This is a genomic window from Cupriavidus sp. AU9028, from assembly GCF_019795295.1.
GTDB lineage: Bacteria > Pseudomonadota > Gammaproteobacteria > Burkholderiales > Burkholderiaceae > Cupriavidus.
In genome coordinates this window covers 1-15,885 of the sequence record NZ_JAIMCG010000019.1, presented here as the reverse complement: position 1 = coordinate 15,885, position 15,885 = coordinate 1, and the positions used below count along the sequence as shown (strand labels likewise).

Sequence of the window (15,885 nt, the reverse complement as noted above, 5' to 3'; positions counted from 1 at the left end):
CGCGATGCGTTCCAACGTTCATCAGGGCCATACCGCCCGCAAGCGATTCGGCCAGAACTTCCTGGTCGACGATGCCGTCATCCACGGCATCGTCAATGCCATCGACCCGCGCAGCGACGACCTCGTCGTCGAGATCGGCCCGGGGCTGGGCGCGCTGACCCAGCCGCTGCTGGACCGTCTCGACCATCTGCACGTGGTCGAACTGGACCGCGACCTGGTCGAGCGGCTGCACCGCCGCTATGGCGGGCGCATGACCATCCACGCCGGCGATGCGCTGGCCTTCGATTTCGGCCAGCTGACGGGCTCTGCCCGCCCGCTGCGGATCGTCGGCAACCTGCCTTACAACATCTCCAGTCCGCTGCTGTTCCACCTGATGGAGTTCGCCGACCAGGTGCGCGACCAGCATTTCATGCTGCAGAAGGAGGTGGTCGAGCGGATGGTGGCCGAGCCCGGCAGCAAGGCCTTCGGGCGCCTGTCGATCATGCTGCAGGTGCGCTATCACATGGAGTACGTGCTGGACGTGCCGCCCGAATCGTTCCAGCCACCGCCGAAGGTCGATTCCGCGGTGGTGCGGATGATTCCCTGGCCCCGCCAGGAGGACGGCCGGTTGCGCTCGCCCTACGCAACCTGCGACATGCAGGTGCTCGGCGACGTCGTCACCGCGGCGTTCTCGCAGCGGCGCAAGGTCCTGCGCAATACGCTGTCGATGATGCGCGATCAGGTCGACTTCGATGCGATCGGTTTCGACCTGGGCCGCCGCGCCGAGGAGGTGCCGGTGGCCGAGTACGTCGAACTGGCGCGGCGCATCGGCGGCTGAAGCGCGGCGCGAACGAGCGCTACATCTTCTCGCCCGGCAAGCGGCTTGCCTGCTTCACCCACCGGGTGAACTGCGCTTCGTCGAAGGCATCGTCCTCATGGATATCGAGGTAGCGCACGTGCTGCTGCTTCGACTTGCCGGGCGGTACGGGGTCCAGCTCGGCGCCGCGGAAAAAAGCTACCTTCACGTAGCGGGTCATGCAATGGATGCCCAGGAACCAGTGCTGCTCCTCCATGCCGTAGAGCGGCGAGTTCCATTTCACGGCCTTGCGTACGCCGGGAACGGCCTCGGTAATCAGCGCGTCGATGCGTCGACCGAGCGCGCTCTTCCACCCCGGCATGGCATCGATATACGCCTGCACCGGCGCGTCGCCATGGCCCTTCGGTATCTGCGGATTGCCGCCCGCCAGCAGCCTGGGCTTGTCCCGGTTCGCTTCGTCCATCGCCGATCCTCCAGCAGAAACGTAGACGTTACGCCCGTGCCTTGCGCGCGGGCGGACGGTTGACCAGCACGATCCCGGCCAGTACCAGCGCCGCCGCGACGGCGAAGCGGGGACCGACCGGGTCCTGCATCAGCATCACGCCGAAGGCGACGCCGAACAGCGGCGTCAGGAAGGAAAACACCGATAGCCGCGACGCCAGGTAGTGGCGCAGCAGCCAGAACCAGGTCAGGTAGCTGGCGAAGGCAACCAGCACCGACTGATAGAACAGGCTGGCGAAGACGAACCAGCCCTCGCCGGCCGTGGAGATCACCGGCGCCTGCTGGCCGAAGGCCCACGCCATCGCCAGCAGCATCGCGGCGGAGACGGCCAGCTGGTACAGCAGCGTCTTGCTTGGCGGCGCCGAGGCGAGGCGGGTGGCGCGCACCAGCACGGTGGTCGCCGCCCACAGGGCGCCGGCCAGGATGCCCAGCGCGTCGCCCAGCAGCGTGCCATCGCCGTTCGCTGGCGCCAGGATGCCATCGGCGAAGGCCAGTGCCATGCCAGCGAAGGCCAGCACGACGCCCGCCCATTGGGTCGGGCCCAGCCGTTCCCCGGGGATGGCCAGGTGCAGGCCGAGCGCGGTGAAGATCGGCGCGGTATAGAGAAACACCGCCATGCGGGAGGCGGTGGTGTGCTCCAGCCCGACGAAGATGCAAAAGAACTCGGCGCCGAACAGCAGTCCGGCGCCGATGCCCGCGGCCAGCGTGCCGTCACGCTGCGTCAGCGGGATGCGGCGCCACAGCGCAAAGCCGAGCACCAGCAGCGCGGCGATCAACGAGCGCAGGCCGGCCTGCAGCACCGGACCCATCAGCGGCGCGGTGGACTTGATCACCACCTGCTGCAGGCCCCATGCCGCGCACAGCAGCACCATCAGGCCCACCGCCAGCCCGTCCAGCGGGCGGCGGCTCGCGATCGCGCCCGCGGTCGTCACGGTCGGCTGGCGTCGCGGGTGGTGTTGCGCTCGATCAGCTCGATCTTGTAGCCGTCCGGGTCCTCGACGAACGCGATCACCGTGGTGCCGCCCTTGACCGGGCCGGCTTCGCGGGTCACCTTGCCGCCCGCCGCGCGGATGCGCTCGCAAGCGGCGGCCGCATCGTCGGTCTCCAGCGCGATATGGCCGTAGGCGGTGCCCAGGTCGTACTTGTCGACGCCGTAGTTGTAGGTCAGCTCGATCACCGCCGTCTCGGTCTCCGGGCCGTAGCCGACGAAGGCAAGCCGGTACTTGTATTCGGGGTTGTCGCTCTCGCGCAGCAGCTGCATGCCGAGGATACGGGTGTAGAAGTCGATCGAGCGCTGCATGTCGCCGACGCGCAGCATGGTGTGGAGCATTCGCATGTCTTTAATTTCTTGGCGAAAGGGTTAAGCGGGGAAGCCGATAGTTTACGCCGATACGATGAAATCGGCTTCTGTCGGTTCGGAACCAATAGTCAATTGGACGAACAGAAAGCGTCGGAACCCAGTTGGCGTGAAAGTCCCGCATCTTTCTTCTGCCCGACAAGCGGGGGGTCATCATGATCCGATTGCAACGTGCCAGGACACCGGGCGACGGTCGCCAGCTGGAGCTGACCCGCCCGTCGGTTCGGAACCCGGACAAGGACGTCGACGAGGAGCGGGGCGTTCGGCACCCCTTTCAGCTGGCCGCCGCTCCGTCCGAACCGCTGCTGCAGGCGCTGCGCCAAGGCGACCGCGACGAGATCGAGAAGGACGTGCAGGCCGACCTGCGGGTCAACCTGCTGCCAGCGATCCGCTACGCGGCGGACAACGGGCAGGCTCTCCTCCTGAGCCGCTTGCTGCAACTCCAGTCGGTCAAGTCGCAACTGCGCGAGAGGTTCCCCGACGCCATGCGCCTCACGGTCGAAATGCTGATCAAAGGCTGCGATGACCCGGCAGCCCAGGGCGGTGTTGCAATACCCCCGCGGTCGGAGGCGGCGGATGCACTGAAGCAACTGGTCGAAGCTGAACCGAATTTCCGCAAGACGGCGCAGGACGCGCTCGTGATGCAGTGGGGAGAGGCGCTGGCCAGCCTGGACGTGGATGCGCTGGTGCGGTTGGTCGATACCGCCGAGCGAGCCGATCTGGAATTCAAGCCTTCTCCCATCGATCCGTTCGCCGCAGTGCGCAATGAGGAGGCAAGCGCTGCGCGGATCCTGCATTGGATCGACGGCATCGCGTGCAGCGAGAACCTGCCCATCGTAGCGGACTACCGGGAGCAAATGCTGGAGATCCATGAGGTGATTCCCCCCGTTCTGCGCGAGACGGTGGCATCGCAGTCCTTGCCGGACGAACCGGAACACGCCGCGGAATCTGCCGCGGAAACCGCATGCAGGCTGATTCGCGCGGGCAACATCGAGGTAGCGGCGTGGCTGCTCAGATTGCTGCATACCGTAACAAATCGGCCCCCCGCCCCTCCGCTTCTCGTGGCGCTGGACGAGGCCACCAAGGCTGGTACGGTCGCGCCGGAGCACGTTACCGCGCTGCTGTCCGCCGTTTTTGGTCTGGGCCTGGAGCAGAGCGTGTACCAGACGTCGGTCGGCGGGGCGAGCGTACTGCATCTGCTGGTCAGGCACCGCTGCCTCGCCTTGATTCCCATCGCCGTCGCAGATGGCGCGCGGCTGGACACCAGGGACGTCGAAGGGCGCACCGTGCTCGATGAATGCACGAGCGCCAGAGCGGCGAGGCCATTGATGGCGCTGTTCGACGCAGTCCACTTGCCTTGGCCGCAATCAGCCCTCGACGTCTCGCCCGAGTGGCGGGCCGCATTTGTCGATACGCTGCTTTATCCAGGCGACGATGCGAAGGAGGAGTTGCTTGACCAACGCGCGGCGACCTTGACGAGAGCGCTGCTGGCAGACAAGTCACACTGGGCAATGGCGTTGAACGCGAGGGGGTCAGGGCCTCGCCTCGGCGGGGAACTGCTGAATTTCGCTGACTCGCTGGAAACGCGGGGTCGCCAGACCGCGGCAATGAGACTGTCCACGGTGCTCACCCAGAGCTACGACATCGGGGCGGACAGCGAGGCCGGCGCATGGGTGCTGCGTCGAGCCATGCAGGAAGGGAACTGGAAGCAGGTGGCCCGCTACGGCCCGCAGCAGACGGATGCGTCTGGTGCCCAGGAGCTCATCGTACGCATGTTGCACAGAGGCGCTGCGGAGAAGGACCTCGCGCCGCTGCTGAAGGATGCAAAGGTCAAGCACCGCCAGCGCAATCCCTTCTTTCGGTTCTTCCTGTTCCTGTGGTTCGGCAGCAACGCCTGGGCCAAAATGCCGCTGGTGGTGGAGGGCGGGCGCTACACCATCGTCGGCGAGCTCGAGGAACGCCACCTCAAGCTTCACAGCCTGCTCGAACTCCCCGAGGCTCAGTAAGCCGGCACGGTGTCACGGGCGTCCGCTTTCAGCGTTGCCCGCGCCTGCTCGAACTCGGGAAAGATCGACGCCACGGTCTGCCAGAAGCGCGGGCCGTGGTTCATTTCCTTCAGATGCGCCAGTTCGTGGGCGGCGACATAGTCGATCACGGACAGCGGGAAATGCAGCAGCCGCCAGTTGAGGCGGATCTTGCCGTCGGCGGTGCAACTGCCCCAGCGGGTATTGGCGGAACTGAGCGCGAAGGCCTTGTGCCGCACGCCCAGCTTTGCCGCATACACATCAAGCCGCTCGGCGAACAGCCGGCGCGCCTGGGTCTGCAACCAGGCCTGCACCCGGTCACGGATCTGCTGCTCGTCGGCCTGGTCGGGCAGCGCAAGATGCAAGGTGCCGGTCAGGGCGTCGAACAGCAGCGTGCCGGTGGGGGAGGGCAGCCGCAGCGTGACCGGCTTGCCGAGGAAGGGCACGGTGGCGCCGTCACGCCATTGCAGCGCCGGCAGCACGCGCTGGGCGTCGCGCCGTTGCCATTCGGCCAGCTTGGTGAAGATCCAGCGCTGCTTCTGCCCGATGGCCGACTCGATGTCGCCGACCGTCACCCAGCGCGGCGCGGCGACGGTCAGCCCCCGGTCGTCGATGGTAAAGCCAATCGTGCGGCGGGGTGAGCGCTTCAGCGTGTAGTGCAGCGCGCGCTCGCCCAGCTGCAGCCGGCGCGAATTGGCATGCACCGGCGGCCAGTGGCGGGCCGGCGGCTCGTCCGCCGGCACTGCGGGGCCGTGGCCCCGGTTTCCCGCCGCGTCAGGCAGCGGCCCTGCATCGAGCAAGGGCAGCTCCATCTGCCGGTCCATGCTGTCGCTGCCCGGGCGTGCCATCAGGCGGTCGCTGAGGTCCGGTAGCTGTCGGGATCGATGCGCCGCATGTCGCGCTCGATCCAGCGCGCCACTTCCTGGTTGAGCTGGTCCGCCACCTTGTTGGCCGGCGAGATGGCCGGGCCGATCGAGATGGTGATGGTGCCCGGATACTTGAGGAAGGAGTTGCGCGGCCACAGCCGGCCCGAGTTGATGGCGATCGGCACCACCAGCGCCCCCGTTTCCACGGCAAGCCGGGCGCCGCCGCTCTTGTAGCGCGGATTCTCCAGGCCGGAGGGCGTGCGGGTGCCTTCGGGGAACATGATGATCCAGGCGCCTTCGGCCAGCCGCTGGCGGCCCTGCCGGACCGCCGAGGCGAAGGCACGCGAACCGTCCTTGCGGTCGATATGGACCATCCGCAGCATGCCGAGCGCCCAGCCGAAGAACGGCACGAACAGCAGCTCGCGCTTGAAGACGAAGCACAGCGGCTTGGGCATGGTTGCCACCAGGGCGACGGTCTCCCAGGCCGACTGGTGCTTGGACAGCAGCACCACCGGCTTGTCGAGCACGGCATCCAGATGCTCGTGGCCCTCGATGCGGTAGTCGATGCCGCAGATGAGCCGCGCGCCGGCAATCACCGTGCGCGGCCAGCCGCGCACGAAGCGATAGCGGCCCTCGGCGTTCATGAAGGGGAAGGCGATGAAGCAGGCGCAGGCGTACGGGGGCGTCCACACCAGCAGGAACAGCGCGAACAGCAGCGAACGGATGAAAATCATGGGAGAGCGATCACGCCGGTTGGCCGGGTTGCGCCGGCGGGCAGTTGTCGGTGGAGGCGGGGGCGGCCTTGGCGGCGCTGTCGCGCTGCAGCAGCCAGCGCGAGAAGGCCATCAGGTCGTCGTGCACGCGGGTGCCGGGGGGAAGCTCGCCCTTGGCCAGCGTCGCTTCGCCCTTGCCGGTGCGCACCAGATGGGGAACGCAGCCGTAGACCACGCCAGCCTGCAGGTCGCGCAGCGAGTCGCCCACGATGGGCACGCCACGCACGTCGATACCGAAGCGATGCGCCGCCTGTGCGATCAGGCCGGGTTTGGGTTTGCGGCAATCGCATTCGTCCGCCGCGGTGTGCGGGCAGAAGAAAATCGCCTCGACGCGCCCGCCCAACCGGGCCAGCGCCTTGTACATCTTCTCGTGCATCGCGTTCAGGGCGCTCATCTCGAACAGGCCGCGGCCGATGCCCGACTGGTTGCTGGCCACGACGACGCGGTAGCCCGCTTCGTTCATCGCGGCGATCGCTTCCAGGCTGCCCGGGATGGGAATCCACTCCTCGGGGCTCTTGATGAACTGGTCGCTGTCGAGATTGATGACCCCGTCACGGTCGAGGATCACGAACTTGGGCGTGCTGTGGGGCATGGCGCGATCGGTCTCCGTCAGGCGGCCAGCGTCGAGATGTTGGCGACGCGGTTGGCCAGGTCGTGCAGCGAGGCGAGCAGGGCAAGGCGGTTCTGCCGCAGCCGCGCGTCTTCGGCCATCACCATCACGCCGTCGAAGAAGCGGTCCACCGCGTCGCGCAGCCGGGCCAGGTCGCGCAGCGCGCCGGTGAAGTCGCCACGGGCAAACGCCGCTTCCACGCCGGGCCGCACCGCTTCGATGGCGGCATGCAGGTCGGTCTCCGCTGCCTCCTGGAAGACCGCGGGGTCCACGGCGCCGATTGCCTCGGTGCTGGCTTCCGCATTCTTGCGCAGGATGTTGGTGATCCGCTTGTTGGCAGCGGCCAGCGCGGCGGCTTCCGGTAGCGCGGCAAAGGTGCGCACCGCTTCCATGCGGCCCAGGATGTCGTCCAGGCGCTGCGGGCGCAGGCTCACGACCGCTTCGACTTCATTGGTGGTGTAGCCCTTGTCCTTCAGGTAGCCGCGCAGGCGGTCGTACAGGAACTCGGTAATCTCGGCGCTCGCGGGTTTGACCGCCGGCACGCCGGCGAAGGCTTGCCCGGTCAGCGTCAGCAACGCGTCGAGCGAGACCGGCAGCGGCGTTTCGATCAGCATGCGCAGAATGCCCAGCGCGTGGCGGCGCAACGCGAACGGGTCCTTCTCGCCGGTCGGCTGCAGGCCGATGCCCCAGATGCCGACCAGCGTTTCCAGCTTGTCGGCCAATGCCACGGCCAGGCTTACGCTGCTGGCGGGCAGCGCGTCGCCGGCAAAGCGCGGCCGGTAGTGTTCGGAGCAGGCCTGCGCCACCTCGTCGGCCTCGCCGTCGTGGCGGGCGTAGTAGGTGCCCATGGTGCCCTGCAGCTCGGGGAATTCGCCCACCATGTCGGTCAGCAGGTCCGCCTTGGCCAGCTCGGCGCCACGCATGGCGGCCGCCTTGTCGACGGCGACGCCGGCAGCGTTCAGCGCGTCGGCGATATGGCCCGCGATGGATTGCAGCCGCTGCACGCGCTCGAGTTGCGTGCCGATCTTGTTGTGATAGACCACGCTGGCCAGTTGCGGCACGCGGGAGGCGAGCGTCTTCTTGCGGTCCTGGTCGAAGAAGAAGCGGGCGTCGGCAAGGCGCGGGCGTACCACGCGCTCGTTGCCGCCGATGATCGACTGCGGCGTGTCGGTGGCAAGGTTCGAGACGATCAGGAAGCGATTGCGCAGCTGGCCGTTGGCGTCGGTCAGCGCGAAGTACTTCTGGTTCGTCTGCATCGTCAGGATCAGGCATTCCTGCGGCACGGCGAGGAAGTCCGGCTCGAAGTGACAGGCGTATACCACCGGCCACTCCACCAGCGAATTGACTTCATCGAGCAGCGCTTCAGGCATGACCACGCGGTCCTCGCCGGCCGCGGCCAGCAGGTCGGCGCGGATGCGCTCGCGGCGCTCGGCATAGCTGGCGATGACCTTGCCCTGCTGCTCCAGCACCGACGCATACTGCGTGGCGTTGGGGATGGCAATCTCGCCCTGCGACAGGAAGCGATGGCCCAGCGTCGCGTTGCCGGCCTGCAGGCCCAGCACCGAGACCGGCACTACCTTGTCGCCGTGCAGCGCGATCAGCCGGTGCGCGGGACGCACGAAGTGGACCGTGCTGCCGTCCGGCCGCTGGTAGCTCATGACCTTGGGGATCGGCAGCCGCGGCAGGGTCTCGTCCAGTGCTGCCTGCAGACCCTCGGCCAGCGTCGCGCCGCGCGCCGTATAGCGGTAGAACAGCGCTTCGGCCTTGCCTTCGCCGGCGCGTTCGAGCTCGCGCCATTCGATGGCCTCGACGCCAACGGACCTGGCCAGCGCGGCCAGCTTCTTGCCCAGCGGCGCGGTTGGCTCGCCGGCGGCGTCCAGGGCGACGGAGACGGGCAGCACCTTCTCGCGCTGCTCACGGTCCGGCGCCGCGGCACGCACGCCGCTGACCAGCGCGGCAAGCCGGCGCGGGGTGGCGTATGCCGTCAACTGCGCCCCGTCGTCGAGCAGGCCGCGCTCGCCCAGGCCGGCGAACAGCCCCTGGGCGAAGGCGTCGCCGAGGCGGGCAAGCGCCTTGGGCGGCAGCTCTTCGGTAAAGAGTTCGATCAGCAGCGAGTCGGTCAGGGGTTGCGACATGAATCGTATCCAGCGGTTTGGAAGGCGGGCCGCGCAGGGCGGCGCGCCATGGAAATGGTGAACGAGGTGCGAGACAGGCGGCAGGCCATGCGGTGGCGGTCCTCAGCAGCGCGGCTCGACGCCGGACAGCAGCCACAGCCCGTGCTGCTGGCGGAACTGCAGGGTCGTGGCCTGGCAGGCGGCGGGCCGGTCCTGCCCCGCGGTGCGGGTGCCATGGGCCGAGAAGCGGGCCTCGAGCCGGCGCTGGCGGCGGTCGTAGCGGATCTCGTCGATCCGTCCGCCGATCCAGAAGTCGATCCGGGACGGCAGTTGGGCCGCCGAATGATAGGTCCGGACCATGCGGCGCTGGCGCCCGTTGCGGCTGCTGGTTTCGACCCAGGTCAACGGATAGCGGATCGCGCTCTCGTACGCCCGCAGCGGCACGCGACGCCAGCCGAGGTCGCGCGATCCCGACAGATCGCAGGACATCGAGCGCACCAGCATGGTCCACTGGTCCAGTGCATTGGCCGCGGGCTTCAGCGTCTGCTCGATGGCCTGCTGCAGCCCATGGGCGTCGCCTTCGCAGACGTTGGCCAGCGGGGCGGGCGGCACCAGTACCTGCTGCGCCTGCGCATGAACGGGAGGCACAAGGGCGCGCGCGGTCCCCGCGGCGACCAGCGCCACGGCGAAGCACAGCATCCGGCGCGCCCGGGCTGTCATGCGCTGGCCTCGCGCTCGCACATCGGGAAGCCCAGTGCTTCGCGCGAGTCGTAGTAGGCCTGCGCGACCAGGCGCGACAGGTTGCGGATGCGGCCGATATAGGCGGCGCGCTCGGTGACCGAGATGGCACCGCGGGCGTCGAGCAGGTTGAAGGTATGGGCGGCCTTGAGCACCTGTTCGTAGGCGGGCAGGGCCAGGCGGGCCGCGGCGGCCGGGTTGCCGTCCTGCGCCGCCTCGGTGCCGGTCGCATCCTTGCCGCCGTCGGCCGCGCCCATCAGGCGGCGCGCCTCGCTCTCGTGCTCGGCGAAATGGCGGAACAGGATTTCGGTATTGCTCTGCTCGAAGTTGTAGGTGGACTGTTCGACTTCGTTCTGGTGGTAGACGTCGCCATAGGTCAGGCGCCGGGTCATGCCGTTCTCTTCCCACTCGGTCCAGACCAGGTCATAGACATTCTCCACGCCCTGCAGGTACATCGCCAGGCGCTCGATGCCGTAGGTGATTTCGCCGGTGATCGGCTTGCAATCGATGCCGCCGACCTGCTGGAAGTAGGTGAACTGCGTCACTTCCATGCCATTGAGCCACACTTCCCAGCCCAGCCCCCAGGCGCCCAGCGTCGGGTTTTCCCAGTCGTCCTCGACGAAGCGGATGTCGTTCTGCTTCAGATCCAGACCCAGCGCTTCCAGCGATCCCAGATACAGCTCGAGGATATTCTCGGGCGCGGGCTTGAGCACCACCTGGTACTGGTAGTAGTGCTGCAGCCGGTTGGGATTCTCGCCATAGCGGCCGTCCTTCGGGCGGCGCGACGGCTGCACATAGGCGGCCCGCCACGGCTCGGGGCCGATCGCCCGCAGGAAGGTATGAACGTGCGACGTACCGGCGCCGACCTCCAGATCGATGGGTTGCAACAGCGCACATCCCTGCCGGTCCCAGTAGGCCTGCAGGTTGAGGATCATTTGTTGGAAAGTCAGCATAGGCGAAGCGGAAATCGCGACAGTTCGTGGGTGCCCGGGATGGCGTGCGGGGACGGAGCGCCTGGCATCGGGCGGGGCGGCTGGCGGCCATGCGGCCGCCGCGGCCAGGATTTACCAAACCCAGAATTCTAGCGGGTTTTTCTCGCCGCCCCGGCAGCCGCGCAGACGCCGCTTGAACAACCGCGCGGGGAGGCGGATTGGGGTAAATCCCAATGCGACTTAAGACTGAGTCTGACTCGACCGATAAGGCGTTTTGTATACAGTATCAATGACGGAAAGTGCCCAGGGAGCGCTTCGCCACGATCATCCCGGGTCCGGACCAGACCAGCCGGCGCGGCCGCCATCGCGGCGCCGCGCCTTTCGAGACCTTTCTCTCCAACGGGGACCCCGATATGTCGATCCTTACCCGCAAGCCCTATCTGGTCGCGCTGCTCGTGATGGCAGGCGCCGCGGCGGTATCCCTGCTGGTTCGCGTCGCGGTCTAAAGGGACCGACGAACGGCGCAGCGGCCCCCGCCGCAGTGGTCGCGACAGGGGAGCGGCTGCTGCTGCGCCGATGCCTTCGCTCAGCGCGCCTGGGCGCTTGCACGCACGCGCCATGCCGCGAACAGCAGCACCAGCACACAGGCCGCGACCACCGGTGCATTGCCTAGGCGCACGTAAGGCGTCAGCCCCCGTGTGCCCTGCACATTGGCGCTCAACGCGCCGGTGGTGAAGGTGGGCAGCCGCGCCTGCACCGAGCCGTCCGGCGCGACGACCGCCGTCATCCCGGTATTGGTGGCGCGCAGCATCGGCCGCTGCGTCTCCAGCGCCCGCATCCGCGAGATCTGCAGGTGCTGGTCCAGTGCAAGGGTGTCGCCGAACCAGGCCAGATTGGTCACGTTGGCCAGGATATTGGCCGGCGCCGACTGCCCGCGCAGCGTACGCGCGATCTCCTCGCCGAACAGATCCTCGTAGCAGATGTTGGGGGCGACCAGCACCCCGCGTACCGGCAGCGGCGACTGCGCCAGCCCGCCCCGGCGAAAGTCGCCCAGCGGCATCTTCATCATGTCGACGAACCAACGGAAGCCCAGCGGAATGAACTCGCCGAAGGGCACCAGATGGTGCTTGTCATAACGGTAGAGGCTGCTCAGCCCGGGGCCGATGCCAAAGACGCTGTTGGTGAAGTCCACCGGCGAATCGGCGCCGGCCGCGCCGAACAGCACCGCGGTGCCGCTGTGCGCGCTGAAGTCGCGCAGGGCGGTGGCAATCTCGACCGGCATGTCCTGCAGGATCAGCGGGAACGCCGTCTCCGGTGTCACCACCAGATCCGCCGGCGCGGCCGTGATCATGTCGCGGTAGAGCGCATTGGAGCGGTCGATGCCCGCCTGTTCGAACTTGATGTCCTGCGGCACATTGCCCTGCAGCAGGCGCACCGAGATCGGCTCGCCCACCGGCTCGGTCCATCTGGCCGGGCCCAGGGCAGCGCCCACGGCGAGCACGGCCGCCGCGGTCGGAACGGGCATGGCAGCCAGGCGCAGGCCGCCGTCGGCGCGCAAGGCCCGGATGCCGGCCGCCAGCGCGGCCGCGCACAACCCGGCCAGCGCGGCGATGCCATAGACCCCGACCAGCGGCGCATAGCCGGCCAGCGGTCCGTCGGTATGCGCATAGCCGCTGCCCAGCCACGGAAAGCCAGTGAAGACCACGCCGCGCAGCCATTCGGACAGCGCCCAGGCGGCGGCGAACAGCACCGGCCCGCCCAGCACGGCCGGCCAGCGCGACGTGCCCGGCGGCGAGAAGCGCCGCCATAGCGTGGCGGCCAGCGCCGGGTAGATGGACAGGTAGGTGCCGAACAGCAACACCGCCAGCGCCGCCATCCACCCGGGCATCAGCCCGTAGACGTGCATGCTGATGTAAAGCCACCAGATGCCGGACAGGAACCAGCCCAGGCCAAAGGCAAAGCCGGTCAGCGCGGCGTCGCGCACGCGCCGGGTGTCGGCGACCAGCGCGGCCAGCCCGGCCAGCGCGAGGATCTGCAGCCACCACCAGTTGTGCGGGGCGAAGCCCTGGGTATGAATGGCGCCGAGCACCGCCGCCAGCAGTACGCGCGGTTGCAGGGCGGCGCGGACCGAGCGGGCAATGCGACCCGCGCCGCCGTTCGCGCGGCCCCCGCGCGCTGCGTCAAGCGCGCGCGGATCGTCTACGCCCAGCGTCATGCGTGAGCCACGCCGTCGTGCGCGTCGTCCAGCAGTTCGCGCCGGACCTGCAGCAGGTGCAACTGGCGCGCGTCGGCGCGCAGCACCTCGAAACGCATCGGCGGCAGGTAGATGACTTCGCCGCGGTGCGGCACCTGCCCGACGTGGTTGACCAGCAGCCCGCCCACGGTATCGACGTCGTCGTCCGGAAAGGCGGTGCCGAAGGTTTCGTTGAACTGCTCGATCTCGGTCAGCCCGCGCACGCGCCAGCTGCCATCGGGCAGCGCGACGATATTGTCGTCGTCCTCGTCGAGGTCGAACTCGTCCTCGATATCGCCGACGATCTGCTCGAGCACGTCCTCGATGGTGACCAGACCCGCCACGCCGCCGTATTCATCGACCACGATGGCGATATGGTTGCGGTTGTTGCGGAACTCGCGCAGCAGGATGTTCAGCCGCTTGGACTCGGGAATGAAGACCGCCGGGCGCAGCGTCGCGCGCAGGTCGAAATCGTCGTCGGTGTAGTAGCGCAGCAGGTCCTTGGCCAGCAGGATGCCGATGATGTTGTCACGGCTGCCTTCGTAGACCGGGAAGCGCGAGTGCGCCGTCTGCTGCATGTAGGGGATGAAGGTTTCCGGCGCGTCCGCGATATTGACCATGTCCATCTGGGCGCGGGGCACCATGATGTCGCGGGCGGTCAGTTCGGATACCTGGAATACGCCCTCGATCATCGACAGCGACTCGGCGTCGATCAGATTGCGGGCATGGGCGTCCTGCAGGACTTCGAGCAACTCGTCCCGGGAATCCGGTTCGGGTGAGATGAGATCGCTCAGTCGTTCGAGCAGAGACCGGGGACGGTCGATGTGCTTCGAACTAGGGTAAGGGTCGTTCATGGCGCAAAAGCGCGTGGTTGATACCTGGGCAAGGATACACCAATCGTGCGGCAGGCCGCCGGCGCAATGTGCCGGGGGCCGCACGATTGCCGGCAACGGCGCATAAAACCCGGCGATTTTTCGTTAAAGTGATCTCGCCGCGCCTCGCCGCCTCTTGCAGGCTGTCAGCTTTGCACCTGGTAGGGATCGGCGAACCCGAGCGCGAGCAGTGTCTCGGTTTCGATCGCTTCCATTTCCTCGGCCTCGCCATCGTCCTCGTGCTCGTACCCTTGCGCATGCAGCGCGCCGTGCACGACCAGATGGGCGTAGTGCGCTTCCAGTGTCTTGCCTTGCTCGCGCGCTTCCCGCTCGACCACCGGACAGCACAGCACGATGTCGGCGCTGACCGGGTCGTCCTCGCTCTCCGCGTAGGCGAAGGTCAGCACGTTGGTCGCGTAGTCCTTGCCGCGAAAGCCCCGGTTCAGCGTCCGGCCTTCCTCTTCGTCGACGAAGCGCACCGTCAGCTCGGCGTCGGCGAACAGCGCCGAACGGATCCAGGTCTGCAGCCGCGCCGCCGAAGGCAGGCCACGCCGGCCGCGCACGCCGTCGCCGTATTGCACGTCCAGTTCCAGCGCGGGCGGCGTCGCGGGGGTGCCCGTGGTGGTGACCGCCGGCGTCGCGGTCACCGCCACCGCCACCGCGTCCTGTCCGTCGGGGCGCACCAGCAGCCCGGCGCGCTGGCGCGGGTCGTTGTGCTCGCCCACCAGCGCCACCACGCCGTCGGCGGCCTGCGACAAGTCCAGTGTCAGGCTGCGCCCGTCCGCCAGCTGCACCCGCAGCGCGTGCGCATGGCTCTTGCGCGCGCGTCCGTCGGCGTCGAACAGGATCAGGCTGGCGGCGGCCGGCGCGGCGGCGGCAGAGGGAGTGCGGCGAGTCAAGTCAGGTGTCCTTGTGCTGGGCGTGATAGTCGTCATAAGCCTCGACGATGCGCGCGACCAGCGGGTGGCGCACCACGTCGATACTGCTGAAGCGGGTAATGGCGATGCCGCGCACGTCGCGCAGCACGTGCTGCGCCTCGATCAGCCCGCTCTTCTGTCCGCGTGGCAGGTCGATCTGCGTGGTGTCGCCGGTGATGACCGCCTTGGAGCCGAAGCCGATGCGGGTCAGGAACATCTTCATCTGCTCGGGCGTGGTGTTCTGCGCCTCGTCCAGGATGATGAAGGCATGGTTCAGCGTGCGGCCGCGCATGTAGGCGAGCGGCGCGATCTCGATCATCTGCCGCTCGAACATCTTCTGCGTGCGGTCGAAGCCGAGCAGATCGTATAGCGCGTCGTATAGCGGCCGCAGGTACGGGTCGACCTTCTGCGCCAGGTCGCCGGGCAGGAAGCCCAGGCGCTCGCCTGCCTCGACCGCCGGCCGGGTCAGGATGATGCGCTTGACCGCGTCGCGCTCCAGCGCATCCACGGCGCAGGCCACCGCCAGATAGGTCTTGCCGGTGCCCGCGGGGCCGATGCCCAGCGTCAGGTCGTGCGACAGCACCTTGCGCAGGTAGTCGCGCTGCGCCGCGGTGCGGCCGTGCAGGCCGCTGCGCCGCGTATGCAGGACCGGCGACTCGTCGCCCTCGTCCTCGCCTGCGGCGGCGTCGTTGACAGCAACACCGGCGCTCGCGGGCAGGGCCTCGCCATGGGCGGCGATCTGGCGCGTCTCCACCAGCCCCAGCTGCACGTCGTCGATCGACAGCGGCGTGCGCGCCTGATTGTAGAAGCGTTCGAGCGCGGCGGCGGCTTCGCTGGCGTTGGCGCCGCGCACCGTCATCTTGTGGCCGCGCCGCTGGATGGTGACGTCCAGCGCCTGTTCGACCTGGCGCAGGTTCTCGTCCAGCGGACCGCACAGGTTCTGCAGCCGGACGTTGTCGTCCTTGGGCGCGACGAATTCGGCGGATGGCATTTTCATCGTGCGGGAGAGCTCCTTTCGGTGGTTCCGGGGCGCGGGGGGGGCCCCCACCGGCCCCCCCCCCCCCGCCCCGGGGCATTGCCCCAACCGGGCCGGAAACCGGGGGCGGGGCCCCCCGCACGGCCGCCGGGCCGCCCCGCGCCATTACCCCCGGG

The 15,885-nt window shown here is 68.2% G+C and carries 15 protein-coding genes; 2 read left to right on the top strand and 13 right to left on the bottom strand.

What is annotated here, in order from left to right:
* The first annotated feature begins 4 nt into the window (after positions 1-4).
* Positions 5-817 (top strand): 16S rRNA (adenine(1518)-N(6)/adenine(1519)-N(6))-dimethyltransferase RsmA, encoded by an 813-nt coding sequence (gene rsmA, locus K6V06_RS18035; RefSeq protein WP_222245505.1) that lies wholly within the window; start codon positions 5-7, stop codon positions 815-817.
* A 19-nt stretch (positions 818-836) separates the two neighbouring features.
* Here rsmA and K6V06_RS18030 read toward each other — a convergent pair whose 3' ends face one another.
* Genes K6V06_RS18030 through gloA form a run of 3 tightly spaced genes read right to left on the bottom strand, consistent with a single transcriptional unit; the run spans position 837 to position 2,633 of the window.
* Positions 837-1,259 (bottom strand): DUF1801 domain-containing protein, encoded by a 423-nt coding sequence (locus K6V06_RS18030; protein ID WP_222245504.1) that lies wholly within the window; start codon positions 1,257-1,259, stop codon positions 837-839.
* 28 nt (positions 1,260-1,287) lie between these two features.
* Positions 1,288-2,169, bottom strand: a complete 882-nt coding sequence (locus K6V06_RS18025) for a DMT family transporter (protein WP_222245562.1) — start codon at positions 2,167-2,169, stop codon at positions 1,288-1,290.
* A 56-nt stretch (positions 2,170-2,225) separates the two neighbouring features.
* Positions 2,226-2,633 (bottom strand): lactoylglutathione lyase, encoded by a 408-nt coding sequence (gloA, locus tag K6V06_RS18020; RefSeq protein WP_222245503.1) that lies wholly within the window; start codon positions 2,631-2,633, stop codon positions 2,226-2,228.
* A 176-nt stretch (positions 2,634-2,809) separates the two neighbouring features.
* Between gloA and K6V06_RS18015 the strand changes: the two genes are divergently transcribed.
* Positions 2,810-4,660 (top strand): hypothetical protein, encoded by a 1,851-nt coding sequence (locus tag K6V06_RS18015; protein WP_222245502.1) that lies wholly within the window; start codon positions 2,810-2,812, stop codon positions 4,658-4,660.
* Here the strand turns inward: K6V06_RS18015 and K6V06_RS18010 are convergent.
* The 10 genes from K6V06_RS18010 to K6V06_RS17965 all read right to left on the bottom strand — a co-directional run bounded on the left by K6V06_RS18010 (position 4,654) and on the right by K6V06_RS17965 (position 15,730).
* Entirely contained in the window at positions 4,654-5,526 is an 873-nt protein-coding gene (locus K6V06_RS18010) for a M48 family metallopeptidase (RefSeq protein ID WP_222245501.1), read from the bottom strand. The two genes, K6V06_RS18015 and K6V06_RS18010, sit on opposite strands and share 7 nt — an antisense overlap.
* A complete protein-coding gene (locus K6V06_RS18005) occupies positions 5,526-6,278 on the bottom strand; it encodes a 1-acyl-sn-glycerol-3-phosphate acyltransferase (protein WP_222245500.1) in 753 nt (250 codons plus the stop codon). The genes K6V06_RS18010 and K6V06_RS18005 overlap by 1 nt, the downstream gene beginning before the upstream one ends.
* 10 nt (positions 6,279-6,288) lie before the next feature.
* On the bottom strand, positions 6,289-6,909 hold the full coding sequence (gene gmhB, locus K6V06_RS18000; RefSeq protein ID WP_222245499.1) for a D-glycero-beta-D-manno-heptose 1,7-bisphosphate 7-phosphatase: 621 nt from the start codon (positions 6,907-6,909) through the stop codon (positions 6,289-6,291).
* A 17-nt stretch (positions 6,910-6,926) separates the two neighbouring features.
* Entirely contained in the window at positions 6,927-9,062 is a 2,136-nt protein-coding gene (glyS, locus tag K6V06_RS17995; RefSeq protein ID WP_222245498.1) for a glycine--tRNA ligase subunit beta, read from the bottom strand.
* 102 nt (positions 9,063-9,164) lie between these two features.
* Positions 9,165-9,761 (bottom strand): hypothetical protein, encoded by a 597-nt coding sequence (locus tag K6V06_RS17990; RefSeq protein ID WP_222245497.1) that lies wholly within the window; start codon positions 9,759-9,761, stop codon positions 9,165-9,167.
* A complete protein-coding gene (gene glyQ / locus K6V06_RS17985; RefSeq protein ID WP_222245496.1) occupies positions 9,758-10,732 on the bottom strand; it encodes a glycine--tRNA ligase subunit alpha in 975 nt (324 codons plus the stop codon). Before glyQ ends, K6V06_RS17990 begins: the two co-directional genes overlap by 4 nt.
* A 565-nt stretch (positions 10,733-11,297) precedes the next feature.
* The gene (lnt, locus tag K6V06_RS17980; RefSeq protein WP_222245495.1) at positions 11,298-12,926 is read right to left on the bottom strand and encodes an apolipoprotein N-acyltransferase; all 1,629 of its coding nucleotides are present in this window, start codon (positions 12,924-12,926) and stop codon (positions 11,298-11,300) included.
* Complete coding sequence (locus K6V06_RS17975; RefSeq protein WP_222245494.1) at positions 12,923-13,798, bottom strand: HlyC/CorC family transporter; 876 nt, start codon at positions 13,796-13,798, stop codon at positions 12,923-12,925. Before K6V06_RS17975 ends, lnt begins: the two co-directional genes overlap by 4 nt.
* A gap of 164 nt (positions 13,799-13,962) precedes the next feature.
* On the bottom strand, positions 13,963-14,715 hold the full coding sequence (gene ybeY / locus K6V06_RS17970; protein ID WP_255581935.1) for an rRNA maturation RNase YbeY: 753 nt from the start codon (positions 14,713-14,715) through the stop codon (positions 13,963-13,965).
* 1 nt (position 14,716) lies between these two features.
* The gene (locus K6V06_RS17965; protein ID WP_222245492.1) at positions 14,717-15,730 is read right to left on the bottom strand and encodes a PhoH family protein; all 1,014 of its coding nucleotides are present in this window, start codon (positions 15,728-15,730) and stop codon (positions 14,717-14,719) included.
* Positions 15,731-15,885 lie beyond the last annotated feature (155 nt).